Raw genomic sequence first — 14,088 nt, 5'->3', positions numbered from 1 at the left:
TCACCATCGTTTCCGGGAACTTTTTCTGCTTTATCCCATCTGTAAATTTCGAGTGCTTGAATTTTTTATCCAAGCCCCAATCATGAGCAGCTGAAAGCCTGAACAGTCCAACTGGAGCCAAAAGAGCCCAACCGAAAGAACAGGAAATCCGGAAGTGATGTTTATATTCTGCGATGAAACACCATCCCACCACTCAATATTGGCTCGCCCCCCTCCCCTGAGGAAAACCACCTGATCGCCCCCGTTATAAAACAATAAAATTACGTCAGCGTAGGAGGACACATGCTGGAAGTTACCCGGTTAACCCGCTTCTATGGCGATTTTAAAGCTGTGGATGAGGTGAATTTCAAAATCGATCACGGCGAAATCGTCGGCCTGCTCGGCCACAACGGTGCCGGAAAAACCACCATCATGAAAATGCTCAGTGGTTATCTGGAACCCAATAACGGTAGCATCACGATAGATAATATTAATTTGCAGGTCGATCCCAAAAAAGCACAGCTTGAGATCGGTTACCTTCCGGAAAACCTCCCCATCTATCCCGAAATGACCGTGGCCGATTACCTGGATTATGTGGGTGATATGAAAGGCCTTGCAGAGGAAGATAAAGTTCAGGAAATAAGACGCGTTATTCGGGAAACCGCACTGGTAGATAAGCTGCTTTCCCCCATAGCCACGCTCTCAAGGGGTTATAAGCAGCGCGTTGGCGTCGCGCAGGCAATCCTCGGCAAGCCAAGAATACTGATTCTGGACGAGCCGACGAACGGGCTTGATCCAACTCAGACCGAGCAGATGAGAATACTCATTAAAACACTTGCCAGCAAAGCAACCGTCATTCTCTCTACGCACATAATGCAGGAAGTGGACGCCATTTGTGATCGGGCATTGATTATTCGACATGGCCGACTGGCCGTCGATGCAGGGCTAGAGGAATTGCGCAGGAGCAACACATTGCTCCTGGTAGCATCCTCCGGCATAACAGCCGTGAATTCAGCATTGTCTTCATTAGAAGATGAGCTTGCTATTGAGCCACTGCCCGACCATACGGCTCAAGCCAACCAATCGCCTTTCAACTACCGCCTGCGTGTTGAGGGAGACACCAACCCACAAAAACTGATCCCTGAAATAACCCGGCTGCTGGTGCAAGCGGACATCGATATCTATGGCATCAGCCAGGAAAAACGCGATCTTGAAACCCTTTTCAGGGAGGTCAATACCGTCCCGGTGAAGACACCAGCAGAGGAGACAAAAGATGCAGCCTGAAAAAAGACATCTGCCCCTGATTCGCCGCATTGCCGCCAAAGAAATAGCCATTTTCTTTGCCTCACCAACTGCATACCTGTTCCTAGCCGCTTTCGCGGGTATCAGTCTGTTTATTTTTTTCTGGGGCGAATCGTTCTTCTCCAGAAATATTACGGATGTCCGTCCACTTTTTGAATGGATGCCCGTTTTACTGATCTTTCTGACAAGCACCCTGACAATGAGACTATGGAGTGAGGAGCGGCGCACAGGCACGCTGGAACATGTGCTGACCCAACCACTCCCCCTGTGGCATTTTGTACTGGGTAAATTCCTCGGTTGCATGCTGTTATTGGCCATAGCACTGCTGATGACACTTCCACTTCCTTTCACCGTTGCACAGCTGGGCGAGCTTGACTGGGGGCCAGTCTGGGCAGGCTATATCGCCGCCCTGTTACTGGGCGCAGCCTACCTGTCCATTGGTTTGTTTGTATCAGCCCGAAGTGACAACCAGATTATCAGTCTGATCTGTTCTGTCGGGGTCTGTGGTTCGTTTTATCTGGTAGGCACGGCCACCATTACGGATTTATTTGGCAATACGACTGGCGAGTGGCTGAGAATGCTCGGGACAGGCTCTCGATTTGACTCGATTACTCGAGGGGTCATCGATATCAGGGACCTCTACTACTACTTCAGCATCATCATTGTATTTCTGACATTAAACACATTTTTTCTCGAAAAAGAGCGCTGGGCAAACCTCAAACGCACACCACGACATCAGAGCTGGCGGGCTATCACCGGATTACTGTTGGCCAATGCGGTACTTGCCAACCTCTGGCTTGGGCAAGTAAACCTGCTGCGCATTGATACTACCGAGGGTGATATTTATTCCATCTCTGATGCCACCCGGCAGTACCTGAATCAAGTTGAGGAACCGCTGTTAATTCGCGGGTATTTCAGCAGTAAAACCCACCCGTTACTGGCACCTCTGGTACCCCGCATGAAAGACCTGATTCGGGAATACGAAATCGCTGGCAAAGGCAAGGTCCGAGTGGAGTTCCTCGATCCGGTTACCAATCCGGAACTGGAGGAAGAAGCAAACACCAAATACAGCATTCGAGCGACACCATTGCAGGTGGCCGACCGTTATCAGTCTGCCATCGTAAACTCCTATTTTAATATTCTGGTGCAGTACGGCGACGAATTTGAAGTACTGGGTTTTCAGGATTTGATTGAAGTGAAATCACAGGGGGATAACAGCCTAGAGGTGCAGCTTCGCAATCCTGAATATGACCTCACCCGCAGCTTGAAGAAAGTACTCAACAGTTATCGCAGCGGCGGCAATCTGTTCGATATGGTGGATGGCACACTCGTGCTGAACACTTATATTTCAGAAGACCAACAACTGCCGGGGGAGCTTGTCGAGTATAAAAAAGCCGTCACTGATGTCATCGATACGCTACAGCAGCAGGCTGGCGATCAAATGGTCGTCAACCATGTGGCCCCCAATGCAGAGAATACTCAGGAGGTACAGGCACTGGCCAGAAAATATGGCTTCAAACCGATGTCCAGAAGCCTTTTCAGTGATGAGCGTTTTTATTTTTATCTGACTCTGGAACAGGGCGACCAGATAAGGCAAATTCCTTTTGATGAGCCAACCAAGGCAAGTTTCGAGCGCAACCTGAAAGCCAGCATAAAGCGCTTCGCCTCAGGCATTACTAAAAATGTAGCTCTGGTAACACCAAAGGTGGATGAAAAAACGGAACAATACGGGATATCTACTCCCCGCTTTGTCCAGTTGGAGGAAACCCTCGGCGCCGAACTCAATGTCACCCAGGAAGACCTGAGCGACGGCAGCGTATCTGCAGATGCAGATATTCTGGTGATCGCAGCACCAAACAATTTGAAAGACAAAGAACTCTTTGCCATCGATCAGTTTCTGATGAAAGGTGGCACCGTCGTCGCTTCAGCCTCGCCGTTTACTACGACCCTGACACAACAGGGACTTGGCGTGGCAAAGCTTCAGGGTGCATTTCAGGACTGGCTGACCCATCACGGTTTCGGCATTGAAAACAAGCTGGTTCTGGATGCTCAAAATGCTTCCTTCCCCATGCCCATGATCCGTAATGTGCGCGGCCACAGGGTTCAGGAAATCCGGGTCATTGACTACCCCTATTTTATCGACGCTCGAGGGGAAGGACTAAACGAGGAAAATCCAATTTCAGCCAACATCCCACAGGTCACGGTAGCCTGGGCCTCACCGATCACTATCGACGCTGAAAAGCAGGCCGATCGGGATATAACGGAATTGATTCGCAGCTCGGAGCGCTCCTGGATATCCGACAACATGGATATCATGCCCGAAATTGACGAAAACGGTTTCGCAGCGTTCCCCCTACCTAAGGAGGAGAAATCCTATTTACTCGGTGTGATCAGTGAAGGTCGCTTCACCTCTTACTTTGCGGGAAAAGAATCACCGCTAATGTCAAAGGATGATGTGGCAAGCGACACAGAAACCGGGACATCCCTTGCGGGCTTTTCCAGTGTAACCGAACACTCACCATCCTCGGCAAGAATCATTCTATACAGCTCAAATGATTTTCTGCGCGATCAGACTATGACCATGGCAAATTCTGCAGCGGGCAGCGAATATCTGAATCCGATGCAGTTGATGGCAAATACCGTGGACTGGGCGCTGGAAGATGCCAGCATGCTCAGTATTCGTGCAAGAGGGCAGTTCAACAGGACACTGCCACCGATGGATCATGACACCCAGATTTTCTGGGAGTATTTGAACTATGCGCTGGCCATTTTGGCGTTGGCGATTATTGCATTGTTTCAGCGGAAACAGCAGCGCTCCCGTCAACAGCATTATCTCAATGTGTTAGCCAAATAAAGGAGCTTCAGAAGATGAATACAAAAACCGCGTTGAGCGGCCTTTTGGCCATCCAGCTGATCATAATCGCAGGTCTGTGGTGGTATGCCCAGCATCAATCAAACAGCGACCTGCCCCAGGCTCTGCTGGATATCCACTGGGAGAATGTCGACAAGGTCACGATTACCTCTGAGACCGGCACAGTTTCCCTGGGCCAGAGCAAGAGCAAGAGCAAGAGCAAGGACGATGGCGAGTGGCAATTACTGGGAGATGGGCTGCTCGCCCAGAGCGACAAAGTGAATGCTTTACTGGAGAAGCTTGAACAACTTCAGGTGAAGTGGCCGATTGCCACAAACCAGACCAGCCACTCCCGTTTCGAGGTGGATCAAAAAAATGCTCAACGTCGAATAGCTATCTACAGCGGAGAAAACCTGCTCGGTGAAATTCTGATCGGCTCATCGCCGGGACTCAAACAACTACACATAAGAAAGGGCGGGAATGACCAGGTTTATGCAGTAGAACTGGAACTGGCCGATATTCCCCCCAAAACCACTGACTGGTTGGACAGGTCTCTGTTGGCGGCTAAAAACCTTGACCGTATTGAGGGAGCTAACTTTGTCTTGGTGAAAACCGGCGATAACTGGCAGTTATCCCGTAAAGGTCCAGCTATTCTGATCAATCAGGATAATCCAGTGGCCAAAAATCAACAGGAAATCGAGAATCTGCTCAGCAGCCTGAACAAACTCCGTGTGACCGGTTTGGTAAAGGACAAGCCTGATCTTGCCGAGGGCCATGATATAAAACTGGATGTCACATCTGGTGATAACAGCTGGCGCTATACATTCCACGAAAATAATGGACAACACTTCGTGCAGCGCAGTGATAAAGACATCTTGTTTACTTTTTCAAAAAGTGACTACGAAGAGATCGTCCAATCCAGCCAGTTAATGGTTAATTCACAGGAAGAACAAAAGGTTGAAGACAAAGAAGGATGACGGGCAATCCCGAGAATAGCCCTACTCCCCCTGCCAGACTCCCAAGCATGGATGCTCGGGGAGGAAGGTGGGTCAGCTGTGCATTAAGGTGATTACCACAGCAAACCAACCAGTCAGGCAGTTTTGCTATAGGGGAACTACTGGACTACTACGAGCGGAAAACGATTGCCCACCAAGAAAAAGCGCGGCGAAGTTAGCAGTCGTCGTTTCGGCAACCTGCTGATAAGAAATACCTTTTATATCGGCGACCATCTGCGCAACTTCTACCACATGGCCGGGCAGGTTTTGTTTGCCACGATAGGGTACCGGCGCCAACCAGGGCGCATCCGTTTCCACCAACAACTTATCGAGCGGTACTTTTTTGACCACTTCTCTTAAGGCTGCGGCATTGCGAAAGGTAATAATTCCGGAAAAGGAAATATAAAAATTCATCGCTATGGCGGCTTCAGCCATCGCCCAGGTCTCGGTAAAGCAGTGCAAAACCCCGCCGACGTCCTGATTTACATGCGCTCGCAGAATGGCCAGCGTTTGCTGCTGGGCCTGTCGTGTATGAACGACCACGGGTTTGTTCAGTTTATCTGCCACCTTTAAATGGCGGATGAAACTTTCTTCCTGCCAAGCCGCTGAGTCCGGGCTGTAATAGTTATCAAGGCCTGTTTCTCCCACTGCCACGACGGCCGGATGGCTGGCAATTTGGATCAAGTCATCGGGTTCAGGTAATGCAGGCAATGTTTCCTGGAGCGGATGAACGCCCACAGAAACCAGAACATCCCGGTTGGATTCCGCCAGCTCGATCAGTCTTGCCGAACTGTCCAAGTCTACACCGACGCCCAGAAAAGCACCAACACCCCGCTGACGAGCATCGTCAAGTATTGAGGAAAGAGAACTGTGATTGTCGTCCAGATTGAGATGATCCAGATGACAGTGTGAATCCACCAGCACCGTCTAAAGCCTGTTGATTGTGAAATTACATGGTATTGGTGGGCTTGCCCGCTTCCATCAAACCTGCCAGATAAGTTTCAAATTTACCCTGAATGTCACCGTGTTTTTCATTCAACTGGATGCCGACACCCTCGCGACGGTTGCCGCCCATGCCTTTCGGGGTAATCCAGATAACTTTTCCGGTCAGAGGCAAACGGTCCGGTTCTTCCATGAGATCCAGCAAAATGAATACCTCATCACCAAGATTGTAGTTTTTTCGTGTAGCAATAAATAAACCGCCATTGATAACAAACGGCATGTAAGCAGCATATAACGCCTGCTCATCTTTGATCGAAAGGTTCAAAATACCATTTCGAACGCTACCACTAAACGCTTCCATATCCATAATCAACCCGAAAAATTTAACAGAAGTCTACTATACAAACGTTGGGGACAGCCAACTTGGCTGCCTCTTTAAACAAGAATACTTTTCGCTTCAAGCTTACCCTGCGCGTCTGGAGGGAGCCAGTGATACTAGATGTTGCCAATCCAGCATCAGCTCCTCCCACAATAATGATTTATTGGGGTTCCCCCCCGCCTGAAGCCGTCTTTTTATCTGTATAAGTCGATCCAGATAGCGGTAGGCACCAGGGTGCATTTCTTTCGTCTTCAATTCCAGGGCCAGCCGACTGTATAACCAGTCGATCGCCATCATTGTGTCTATAGACTGACATTTCTGGGCTGAGACAATAGCACTCAACTGTCCAGAAGCCAGCTCATCGAGCATTTTATCGAAGGTACGGCGTATCTCCAGCAGGTCAGTCTGAAGAAACTCCAGCGCCAACAGGGGTCGACCTTCGGCATACTGCAATAGCTCAGCTTCACTGCTATCGGAATCCGCTATCTTCGATGACAACCAAGCATGAACTTCAGCCGGTGCCGGAACGGGAAAAACAACTTTCTGGCAACGGCTCCGCACGGTCGCCGATAACCTTGAGAGCCGATGACAGACCAGTATCAACAGTGTTTTTCTGGCTGGCTCCTCAAGTGTTTTCAACAGGGCATTAGCCGCGTTAATGTTCATCGCATCTGCGGGGGAAATAATCACAATCTTCCAACCGCTCTGCTGTGCTGTCTTTTCAGTGAATTCACTCAACTGACGAATGCGGTCAATCCGGATGGCCTTACCCTCTTCCTCCGGTACTATCCGCAAAACATCCGGATGATTTTGCGAAGTAAACAACGAACATTGTTTACAGACACCACATGCCACCTGCCCTTGTTGATTGTCACAAAGAAGCCTTTGCGCCAGGGCGTAGCCAAATTGTTCTTTACCGAGATGTCGAGGTCCACAAAGAACCAGAGCATGCGGCAACTTTTCCTGGCTAATCAGCCTGTTGAGCTGCATCCACTGATTTTGTTGCCAGGGATATGGCTCGGTTATGGGCAACATCACGCGCTACTTTCCAAAAACTGCTTGAGATGCATGGCCAGAGAGCTCTGCACATCGACAAGCGGCAGCGATGCGTCAACAATGCGATATCGATGCGGTTCTTCACTGGCACGTTGCAGATAACAATCGCGAACAGCGTTGAAAAAAAACAGCTCTTCCCGTTCGAAACGATCCGGCTCACCACGTTCCCTTGCCCGAGCCAGCCCCTGTTTGACTGGAATGTCCAACAACAATGTCATATCAGGGTGCAACGCTCCCTGTACCAGGTTTTCCAGCTGCGCGATTTTTGCTCTGTCTATCCCCCGCCCGCCCCCCTGATAGGCATAGGTAGCATCGGTAAAACGATCACAGAGAACCCACTGGCCGCGGCGCAAGGCCGGCATAATCACTTCTGCTATATGCTGAGCGCGGGCAGCAAACATAAGTAACAACTCGGTATTCTCCGCCACAGGCTCCGCTCTAGGTTTCACCAGTAACGCTCGAATCTCTTCAGCCAGAGGGGTCCCTCCCGGCTCCCGGGTGGCAATATATGGGATATTGTGGCGCTCAAGCCATTCACCGATAAAGGCCATATTGGTGCTTTTACCTACACCCTCGCCTCCTTCCACGGTGATAAACATGGCACTTTCAGGCTTCATCTCATTGATATTCATTATGCTCGCTAGCGGGGGGTTGAGCGGTAATCGGAGCGCCGCTGCAACTGGAATTTTTGGACGGCTTTCAAATGTTCTTCATAACTGGCGGAAAAGTAGTGACTGCCATCGCCCTTTGCCACAAAAAAAAGGCTGTCACCCTCTTGCGGATTTAACACAGCGTGAATCGCGCCGCGTCCTGGCATCGCAATTGGCGTGGGTGGCAGTCCATCGATAATATACGTGTTATAGGGCGTCGCTTTTTGCAAATGCCGGCGCTTGATATACCCCTGATAGTCATCCCCCAATCCATAAATGATGGTGGGATCTGTCTGCAGCTTCATACCACGCTTAAGTCGTCGCACAAAAACACCAGCTATCTCACCCCGCTCACTGGTTACTCCCGTCTCTTTTTCCACAATCGATGCCAGAATTAAGGCCTCATAGGGCGAGTTAAAGGGTAGGTCCGACGTCCGTTGTTGCCATTCCTCAGCCAACACCGCCTGCATTCGTTGGTGGGCCTGCGACAAAATATCACGATCACTGTCGCCATAACTATAACTGTATGTATCAGGAAAAAACCAACCCTCGGGGTGTTCAATCTCCAGCGACAGGGTTTTGATAACCTCATCACCGCTCAATCCAGGCAACAATTTAACCAACCCCGGTTGCTGATTCAGCAAATGCAGCCATTCAGCAAAACGCAACCCCTCGGGAAAGGTAATTTGATGCTGGACAACCCTGCCTTCCGTCAACATATTGAGCAATTCTCTGGGCGTATCACCCGGCTGTAGTTTGTACTCTCCAGCCTTGATCGTGCTTTGCCCAGTCATTCTACTCCAGAGAATCAGTACATCGGGCCACTTCAACATGCCTTTATCTGCCAGACTGAGAGATAACAGGGTTAGCGAGGAACCCGAAGGAACAGTGAAGACAAATTCGTCCTCACCCACCTGCATCGGAGTATCCAGGTGCCAGCTGATAACCAGGAAAACAGCGATGGCAGCTAGTATAAACGTGAATGTCGCAAGCAATAAGTAACGATGTATCACCCGTAACACGGTAAAACGTCCTGGAGTCGATGTTGAATGGATTTGACATGCTCACCCAATGGCCAATGATACCTGTCAGCGAGTGAAACCACGGGCCATATACCTACGACGGAGTTGCACAGGAATACCTCTTCGGAAGAGACCAGCTTTTCCAGTGTTATTCGTGATTCTGTCACTGGAACAGACAGTGCCGGTAGAAGCACCGACATCAGGTATTCACGCATCACCCCGGCAACACCGCAGTCCGCAAGGATCGGAGTAAACCATTGATTTTCACGAAAACAAAAAAGATTACTGCTCACCCCTTCAATCACAAGCCCCTGCTGATCAAGCAACAATCCCTCGGGGTACTCATCTCCCCACTCGGCTCTGGCCAACACCTGTTCGAGTCGGTTGAGGTGTTTCATTCCGGCCAGCGAAGATGAAATCGCCAGTTTGTGCTTGCATAAAAAAAGGGGTATTCCGGTGGAGAACCAGTCACAGCTGTACTTGGGAAACGGAAACCACTGGAACAGATAGCTGGGAGAAACGGACTCCGGTGGCCGATAACCTGAACCACCGACCCCTGCCGTCAGGACAATTTTAACAATACCGTTATCCGGGCACTGTGCTAACAGGGTATCCCGATATTCCACCAGCTTTCTCTCGTCACAGGGTATCCCCAAGCGGCTGGCGCCTGCAGCCAACCGCTTACAATGTAATGGCCAAAGAGGAATAGCGCCACCGGACAGCCTTGTTGTTTCAAACAGACCGTGTCCGTAGTAAAGACCACGATCAAACGCATTGACGCAGTTGGTGTCTTCACCATTTATCTGGGTGATGGGAGAGTGATTATTCATGGGTGGAAATTAAAACAGATAAACGTGCAAAAGACAGGTATAAAAAAACCGCTCAGTGAGAGCGGTTTTTTTGCAATCAATATTAGTAAATTTTGTTACCCGAGATTCGCGTTGATGTAATCAATCGCATTCTGAACTGTAGCAATTTTTTCAGCTTCTTCATCGGGAATTTCAGTATCAAACTCTTCTTCGAGAGCCATGATCAGCTCAACGGTATCCAGGGAGTCAGCACCCAGATCTTCAACAAAGGAAGACTCAGGTTTTACATCTGCTTCTTTGACGCCCAATTGCTCTGCGACCATTTTCGCGACACGTTCTTCGATGCTGCTCATGATATTTATTCTCTCCTTTAAATCTTATAGGCTAGTCTGTTGCTTGGCGTGTAGATTTAACCAACAACAAGAAATCTGTAATTAACGGCACATCTGGCGCGCATTTTACCTGTAAAAACCCCGGTGTGTAACCGGTTTCAGGAAAATCCTGTTTTTATTTTATATTTCAAAAAGTTAAGACATGTACATGCCACCGTTTACGTGTATATTCTCGCCGGTAATGTAGTTGCCGCCATCACCAACCAAGAAATTCACGACTGCGGCAATCTCTTCAGCTGAACCCAGACGATTCAGTGGTACCTGTGACAATATTGCCTGCTTGCTGGCTTCGGGCAACTCCTTTGTCATGTCAGTATCAATAAAACCCGGGGAGACGGCATTTACCGTAATATTGCGTGGCCCAAGCTCTTTAGCTAAAGAGCGGGTAAAACCACCGACACCCGCTTTGGTAGCACAGTAGTTAGTTTGTCCGGCATTACCCATGGAACCGACCACAGAACTGATATTGACGATCCTGCCCCAACGGGCCTTGCTCATGCCACGGAGACAGGCCTTGGATAAGCGATAGAGTGAGTTGAGATTCGTGTCAATCACATCAAACCACTCCTCATCCTTCATCCGCATCAGGAGGTTGTCTTTGGTGATACCCGCATTGTTAACCAAAATCAACGGCGCACCATAGGATTCGATTATAGCTGTCAGCACTCCGTCAACCGACTCTTGACTGGCGACATCAAGCACCATGCCAACTCCCCTGATGTTTTTTTCGCGAAATCTGGCAGAAATCTGCTCTGCTCCGGATGTGGAAGTTGCCGTACCTACAACAATTGCACCTTGAGCACCCAGGCCATCGGCAATCGCGGCACCAATCCCCCGGGTAGCACCGGTAACCAGAGCCACTTTATCTATAACACTCATCACTACTCCTTTACTACTGGCAGGCAGTTACAACCCTGCCAGTGATTTGGTCAAATTATCACTGTCTTCTGTGGCATATGTCATCAATGAGGGAGCGATACGCTTGCATAAGCCTCCCAACACCTTGCCGGCACCACACTCAACCACGGTATCAACACCTGCAGAAACGAGAGTATTGACGCATTCCACCCACTGTACCGGCTTAAAAATCTGCTCAATCATCAAGTGCTTGATACGATCCGGATCAGACTCGGTTTTTGCATTGACGTTGTGAACTATTAATACTTCCGGTGCGGAAAACTGGGTGGCCAGAATTTCGGTGGCCAGACGATCCGCAGCGGGCTTCATCAAACCAGTATGGAATGGCGCACTTACGGGCAGGGGCATGGCACGTTTGGCGCCGGCCGCCCTGCAACCTTCAATCGCGCGCTCAACGGCCGCTGAATTCCCCGCTATAACCACTTGGCCGGGGGAGTTGAAGTTGACCGCAGACACCTCTTGTCCCTCACAGGCCTTCGCACAGATTTCTTTAATCAAATCGTCGTCCAGACCGAGTATGGCAGCCATAGCGCCTTCGCCCCTGGGTACAGCCTCCTGCATGTAGGCCCCACGATTACGGACCAGGCGCACGGCATCTTCAAAGGCCACTACGCCAGAACAGACCAGGGCAGACCATTCGCCCAGGCTGTGGCCCGCCATCAGGGCCGGACGGGCACCCCCTTCCTGCTGCCATATTCGCCAGACTGCAACACTGGCGGTCAAGAGCAAGGGTTGGGTGCGCTCTGTCAGTGTAATATCTTCCTGACTACCCTTTTGCACCATGTCCCACAGATCATAATGGAGCACATCCGAAGCCTCGGCAAAAGTATCCTGCACCATTGCGTACTTCCCAGACAACTCAGAGAGCATGCCAATTTTCTGGGATCCCTGGCCCGGAAAGACAAATGCCAGATTATTTTTCATTGATTACCTCTGTATTACAACAGCTGATTGATTATTCTCGGACAGTCGCTTTTCAATCAATGTTGGAAGGTCCCGCTCTGCTTCATTGAGGGCCACCTCAATTGCTCTGGCGAAACCCCATTGATCAGCACTACCGTGACTTTTAATAACGACACCCTGCAAGCCAAGAAAACTGGCGCCATTATACCGTGCCGGGTCAACACGTTTAAGTAACCGTCCGAGTGCTGGTTTCAGAAACAATGCACCAAACCGGGCCAATACAGTTTCTCCCAAGGCATCCCTGATCTGCCTCTGAAGTAGTTTTGCCACACCCTCGCCAGCTTTCAGAGCAATATTGCCGCTGAAACCATCACAAACCACGATATCGGCTTCTCCGTTAAAGAGTGAGTCGGCCTCAACAAATCCGATGTAATGAATATCGGGGTTAGTATTAAACAAAGCTGCGGCATCGAGGATTTCCTGTTTCCCTTTAAGTGATTCCACCCCGATATTCAGCAACCCCACTGAAGGGCTGGCATTGCCATCTACCTCCGCAGCGACCAAAGATGCGATCAGTCCAAACTGGTACAGCTGCTCTGCGGTGCACTCTAAATTGGCACCCATATCCAGCAAATAGGTAAATCCACGAGCAGTTGGAATCCGGGCCCCGATCGCTGGGCGACTAATACCGGGCAAGGACCCCAACTGAAACAATGACATGGCCATGAGCGCACCGGTATTGCCCGCACTGACGCAAGCCGCCGCCTGTTTATTTGCAACTTGCTCTACAGCAAGCCACATGGAGGAATCCCTTTTATTGCGGAGGGCAAATGACGGCTTGTCATCCATAGAGACAAACTGAGAGCAATGACGGACTTGAAGACGTTCAGGAAAATGATCAGCAGCAAGGCGGAGTTGTTGCTGGATTTGTTCTGCATCACCGAAAAGAACAACCCGTAGATTGGGCTGCTGGCGAAGAATATCGAGGGTCGCAGGGACAGTTACGCGAGGACCGAAGTCCCCGCCCATGGCGTCAATGGCAAGACAGTATGAGCCAGCCAAAAATAACAAATCTAACCCAGTGGATCAGTCTTCAGCAGAAGAAACCACTTTCTTTCCGCGGTAGAAGCCGTCAGCAGTAACCTGATGCCGAAGGTGCTTTTCACCACTAACGGGATCTGTAGAAAGGGTGGGGCCCGTCAGGGCATCGTGAGCACGACGCATACCACGCTTGGATCGGGTTTTACGACTTTTTTGAACGGCCATTTTCTTTCTCCTGAAAATACTACTTGTTAATTATCGGAGCCACTGTTCTTCAGTTGCTTCAAAATACCAAAAGGGTTTTTAGCGGATTCTTCAGCAGGATGCTCTCCCGTAGAGTAACCGGCCACATCATTGCATTGATCCTTGGGGTGATAGGATACAAACGGCAATGTTAAAAGTAATTCATCCTCAAGCACTTCAGCCACATCTGCGGCTTCATTGTCGACAAGCCATGGATCCAGGTCTTTAGGTAACGCGGCGGCCTCTTCTTCTGACCAGACTATACCCAATCTGAACTCTGCAGACAGCGCTACCGGCATCGCCTCCAGGCATCGCTGGCAAGGAATCAATACAGAGGTTGAAACTGTTCCTGTCATTACCCTGCGACCCTGTTCGGCTGTATCAAACCTCAATTCGACGTCAATGGGTTCGACAATATCAATTACTGCCTCTGCCAACCTGTCACAGAAAGCCTGATCCAGCTCCCCGGAAATCGCCACACCCTGATGTGCAAGACGGCGGGACTCTAACATCCGCGGCAGGAAGCTTCTCATGGGGGGCATTGACATAGGCGCGCCATAATAGTGATATGACCTTGATCTGTCAAAGAAAAACTGGGTCCAATAT

General features: G+C 49.9%; 15 protein-coding genes. 3 read left to right on the top strand and 12 right to left on the bottom strand.

The genetic code is table 11. From position 1 onward, the window contains the following. Positions 1 to 282 precede the first annotated feature (282 nt). Genes U740_RS08305 through U740_RS08295 form a run of 3 tightly spaced genes read left to right on the top strand, consistent with a single transcriptional unit; the run spans position 283 to position 5,109 of the window. A complete protein-coding gene (locus U740_RS08305; protein ID WP_036860157.1) occupies positions 283 to 1,263 on the top strand; it encodes an ABC transporter ATP-binding protein in 981 nt (326 codons plus the stop codon). Next, on the top strand, positions 1,253 to 4,135 hold the full coding sequence (locus tag U740_RS08300; protein ID WP_036860156.1) for a Gldg family protein: 2,883 nt from the start codon (positions 1,253 to 1,255) through the stop codon (positions 4,133 to 4,135). Before U740_RS08305 ends, U740_RS08300 begins: the two co-directional genes overlap by 11 nt. A 14-nt stretch (positions 4,136 to 4,149) precedes the next feature. Then, positions 4,150 to 5,109 carry a DUF4340 domain-containing protein gene (locus U740_RS08295; protein WP_036860155.1) on the top strand — a complete coding sequence of 320 codons (960 nt, stop codon included), beginning with the start codon at positions 4,150 to 4,152 and terminating at the stop codon, positions 5,107 to 5,109. Positions 5,110 to 5,235: 126 nt separating this feature from the next. Here U740_RS08295 and U740_RS08290 read toward each other — a convergent pair whose 3' ends face one another. The 12 genes from U740_RS08290 to U740_RS08235 all read right to left on the bottom strand — a co-directional run bounded on the left by U740_RS08290 (position 5,236) and on the right by U740_RS08235 (position 14,030). Continuing rightward, positions 5,236 to 6,045: a TatD family hydrolase gene (locus U740_RS08290; protein ID WP_327078591.1), complete on the bottom strand. Its 810-nt coding sequence runs from the start codon at positions 6,043 to 6,045 to the stop codon at positions 5,236 to 5,238. Positions 6,046 to 6,076: 31 nt separating this feature from the next. Beyond that, complete coding sequence (locus U740_RS08285) at positions 6,077 to 6,430, bottom strand: PilZ domain-containing protein (RefSeq protein ID WP_152556866.1); 354 nt, start codon at positions 6,428 to 6,430, stop codon at positions 6,077 to 6,079. A gap of 102 nt (positions 6,431 to 6,532) precedes the next feature. Next, positions 6,533 to 7,483, bottom strand: coding sequence for a DNA polymerase III subunit delta' (locus tag U740_RS08280; RefSeq protein ID WP_036860153.1), 951 nt, complete (start codon positions 7,481 to 7,483; stop codon positions 6,533 to 6,535). Continuing rightward, positions 7,483 to 8,136, bottom strand: a complete 654-nt coding sequence (gene tmk / locus U740_RS08275; RefSeq protein WP_235189843.1) for a dTMP kinase — start codon at positions 8,134 to 8,136, stop codon at positions 7,483 to 7,485. The genes U740_RS08280 and tmk overlap by 1 nt, the downstream gene beginning before the upstream one ends. A gap of 8 nt (positions 8,137 to 8,144) precedes the next feature. Next, entirely contained in the window at positions 8,145 to 9,167 is a 1,023-nt protein-coding gene (gene mltG / locus U740_RS08270) for an endolytic transglycosylase MltG (RefSeq protein ID WP_081890962.1), read from the bottom strand. Next, positions 9,164 to 10,006 carry an aminodeoxychorismate lyase gene (gene pabC / locus U740_RS08265; RefSeq protein WP_036860151.1) on the bottom strand — a complete coding sequence of 281 codons (843 nt, stop codon included), beginning with the start codon at positions 10,004 to 10,006 and terminating at the stop codon, positions 9,164 to 9,166. Before pabC ends, mltG begins: the two co-directional genes overlap by 4 nt. Positions 10,007 to 10,101: 95 nt before the next feature. Beyond that, positions 10,102 to 10,338, bottom strand: a complete 237-nt coding sequence (gene acpP / locus U740_RS08260; RefSeq protein WP_036860150.1) for an acyl carrier protein — start codon at positions 10,336 to 10,338, stop codon at positions 10,102 to 10,104. 174 nt (positions 10,339 to 10,512) lie between these two features. Further along, positions 10,513 to 11,256: a 3-oxoacyl-ACP reductase FabG gene (fabG, locus tag U740_RS08255; RefSeq protein ID WP_036860149.1), complete on the bottom strand. Its 744-nt coding sequence runs from the start codon at positions 11,254 to 11,256 to the stop codon at positions 10,513 to 10,515. Between the two features lie 27 nt (positions 11,257 to 11,283). Then, positions 11,284 to 12,219, bottom strand: coding sequence for an ACP S-malonyltransferase (gene fabD / locus U740_RS08250; protein ID WP_036860148.1), 936 nt, complete (start codon positions 12,217 to 12,219; stop codon positions 11,284 to 11,286). Between the two features lie 3 nt (positions 12,220 to 12,222). Further along, complete coding sequence (gene plsX, locus U740_RS08245; RefSeq protein WP_081890961.1) at positions 12,223 to 13,260, bottom strand: phosphate acyltransferase PlsX; 1,038 nt, start codon at positions 13,258 to 13,260, stop codon at positions 12,223 to 12,225. Positions 13,261 to 13,284: 24 nt separating this feature from the next. Next, on the bottom strand, positions 13,285 to 13,464 hold the full coding sequence (gene rpmF, locus U740_RS08240) for a 50S ribosomal protein L32 (protein ID WP_036860147.1): 180 nt from the start codon (positions 13,462 to 13,464) through the stop codon (positions 13,285 to 13,287). 26 nt (positions 13,465 to 13,490) lie between these two features. Then, complete coding sequence (locus U740_RS08235) at positions 13,491 to 14,030, bottom strand: YceD family protein (RefSeq protein WP_036860146.1); 540 nt, start codon at positions 14,028 to 14,030, stop codon at positions 13,491 to 13,493. Positions 14,031 to 14,088: the final 58 nt, after the last annotated feature.

It is taken from the genome of Porticoccus hydrocarbonoclasticus MCTG13d (assembly GCF_000744735.1).
Classification (GTDB): Bacteria; Pseudomonadota; Gammaproteobacteria; order Pseudomonadales; family Porticoccaceae; genus Porticoccus; species Porticoccus hydrocarbonoclasticus.
This window is presented reverse-complemented; position numbering and strand designations above follow the sequence as displayed.

Excerpts from the sequence above, each read along its gene's own strand:
- U740_RS08285 (WP_152556866.1), bottom strand. The coding sequence starts at position 6,430 with ATGGAAGCGTTTAGTGGTAGCGTTCGAAATGGTATTTTGAACCTTTCG.
- pabC (WP_036860151.1), bottom strand. The coding sequence starts at position 10,006 with ATGAATAATCACTCTCCCATCACCCAGATAAATGGTGAAGACACCAAC.
- fabD (WP_036860148.1), bottom strand. The coding sequence starts at position 12,219 with ATGAAAAATAATCTGGCATTTGTCTTTCCGGGCCAGGGATCCCAGAAA.
- U740_RS08295 (WP_036860155.1), top strand. The coding sequence starts at position 4,150 with ATGAATACAAAAACCGCGTTGAGCGGCCTTTTGGCCATCCAGCTGATC.
- U740_RS08235 (WP_036860146.1), bottom strand. The coding sequence starts at position 14,030 with ATGTCAATGCCCCCCATGAGAAGCTTCCTGCCGCGGATGTTAGAGTCC.
- rpmF (WP_036860147.1), bottom strand. The coding sequence starts at position 13,464 with ATGGCCGTTCAAAAAAGTCGTAAAACCCGATCCAAGCGTGGTATGCGT.
- U740_RS08305 (WP_036860157.1), top strand. The coding sequence starts at position 283 with ATGCTGGAAGTTACCCGGTTAACCCGCTTCTATGGCGATTTTAAAGCT.
- acpP (WP_036860150.1), bottom strand. The coding sequence starts at position 10,338 with ATGAGCAGCATCGAAGAACGTGTCGCGAAAATGGTCGCAGAGCAATTG.
- U740_RS08300 (WP_036860156.1), top strand. The coding sequence starts at position 1,253 with ATGCAGCCTGAAAAAAGACATCTGCCCCTGATTCGCCGCATTGCCGCC.
- tmk (WP_235189843.1), bottom strand. The coding sequence starts at position 8,136 with ATGAATATCAATGAGATGAAGCCTGAAAGTGCCATGTTTATCACCGTG.
- U740_RS08280 (WP_036860153.1), bottom strand. The coding sequence starts at position 7,483 with ATGTTGCCCATAACCGAGCCATATCCCTGGCAACAAAATCAGTGGATG.
- fabG (WP_036860149.1), bottom strand. The coding sequence starts at position 11,256 with ATGAGTGTTATAGATAAAGTGGCTCTGGTTACCGGTGCTACCCGGGGG.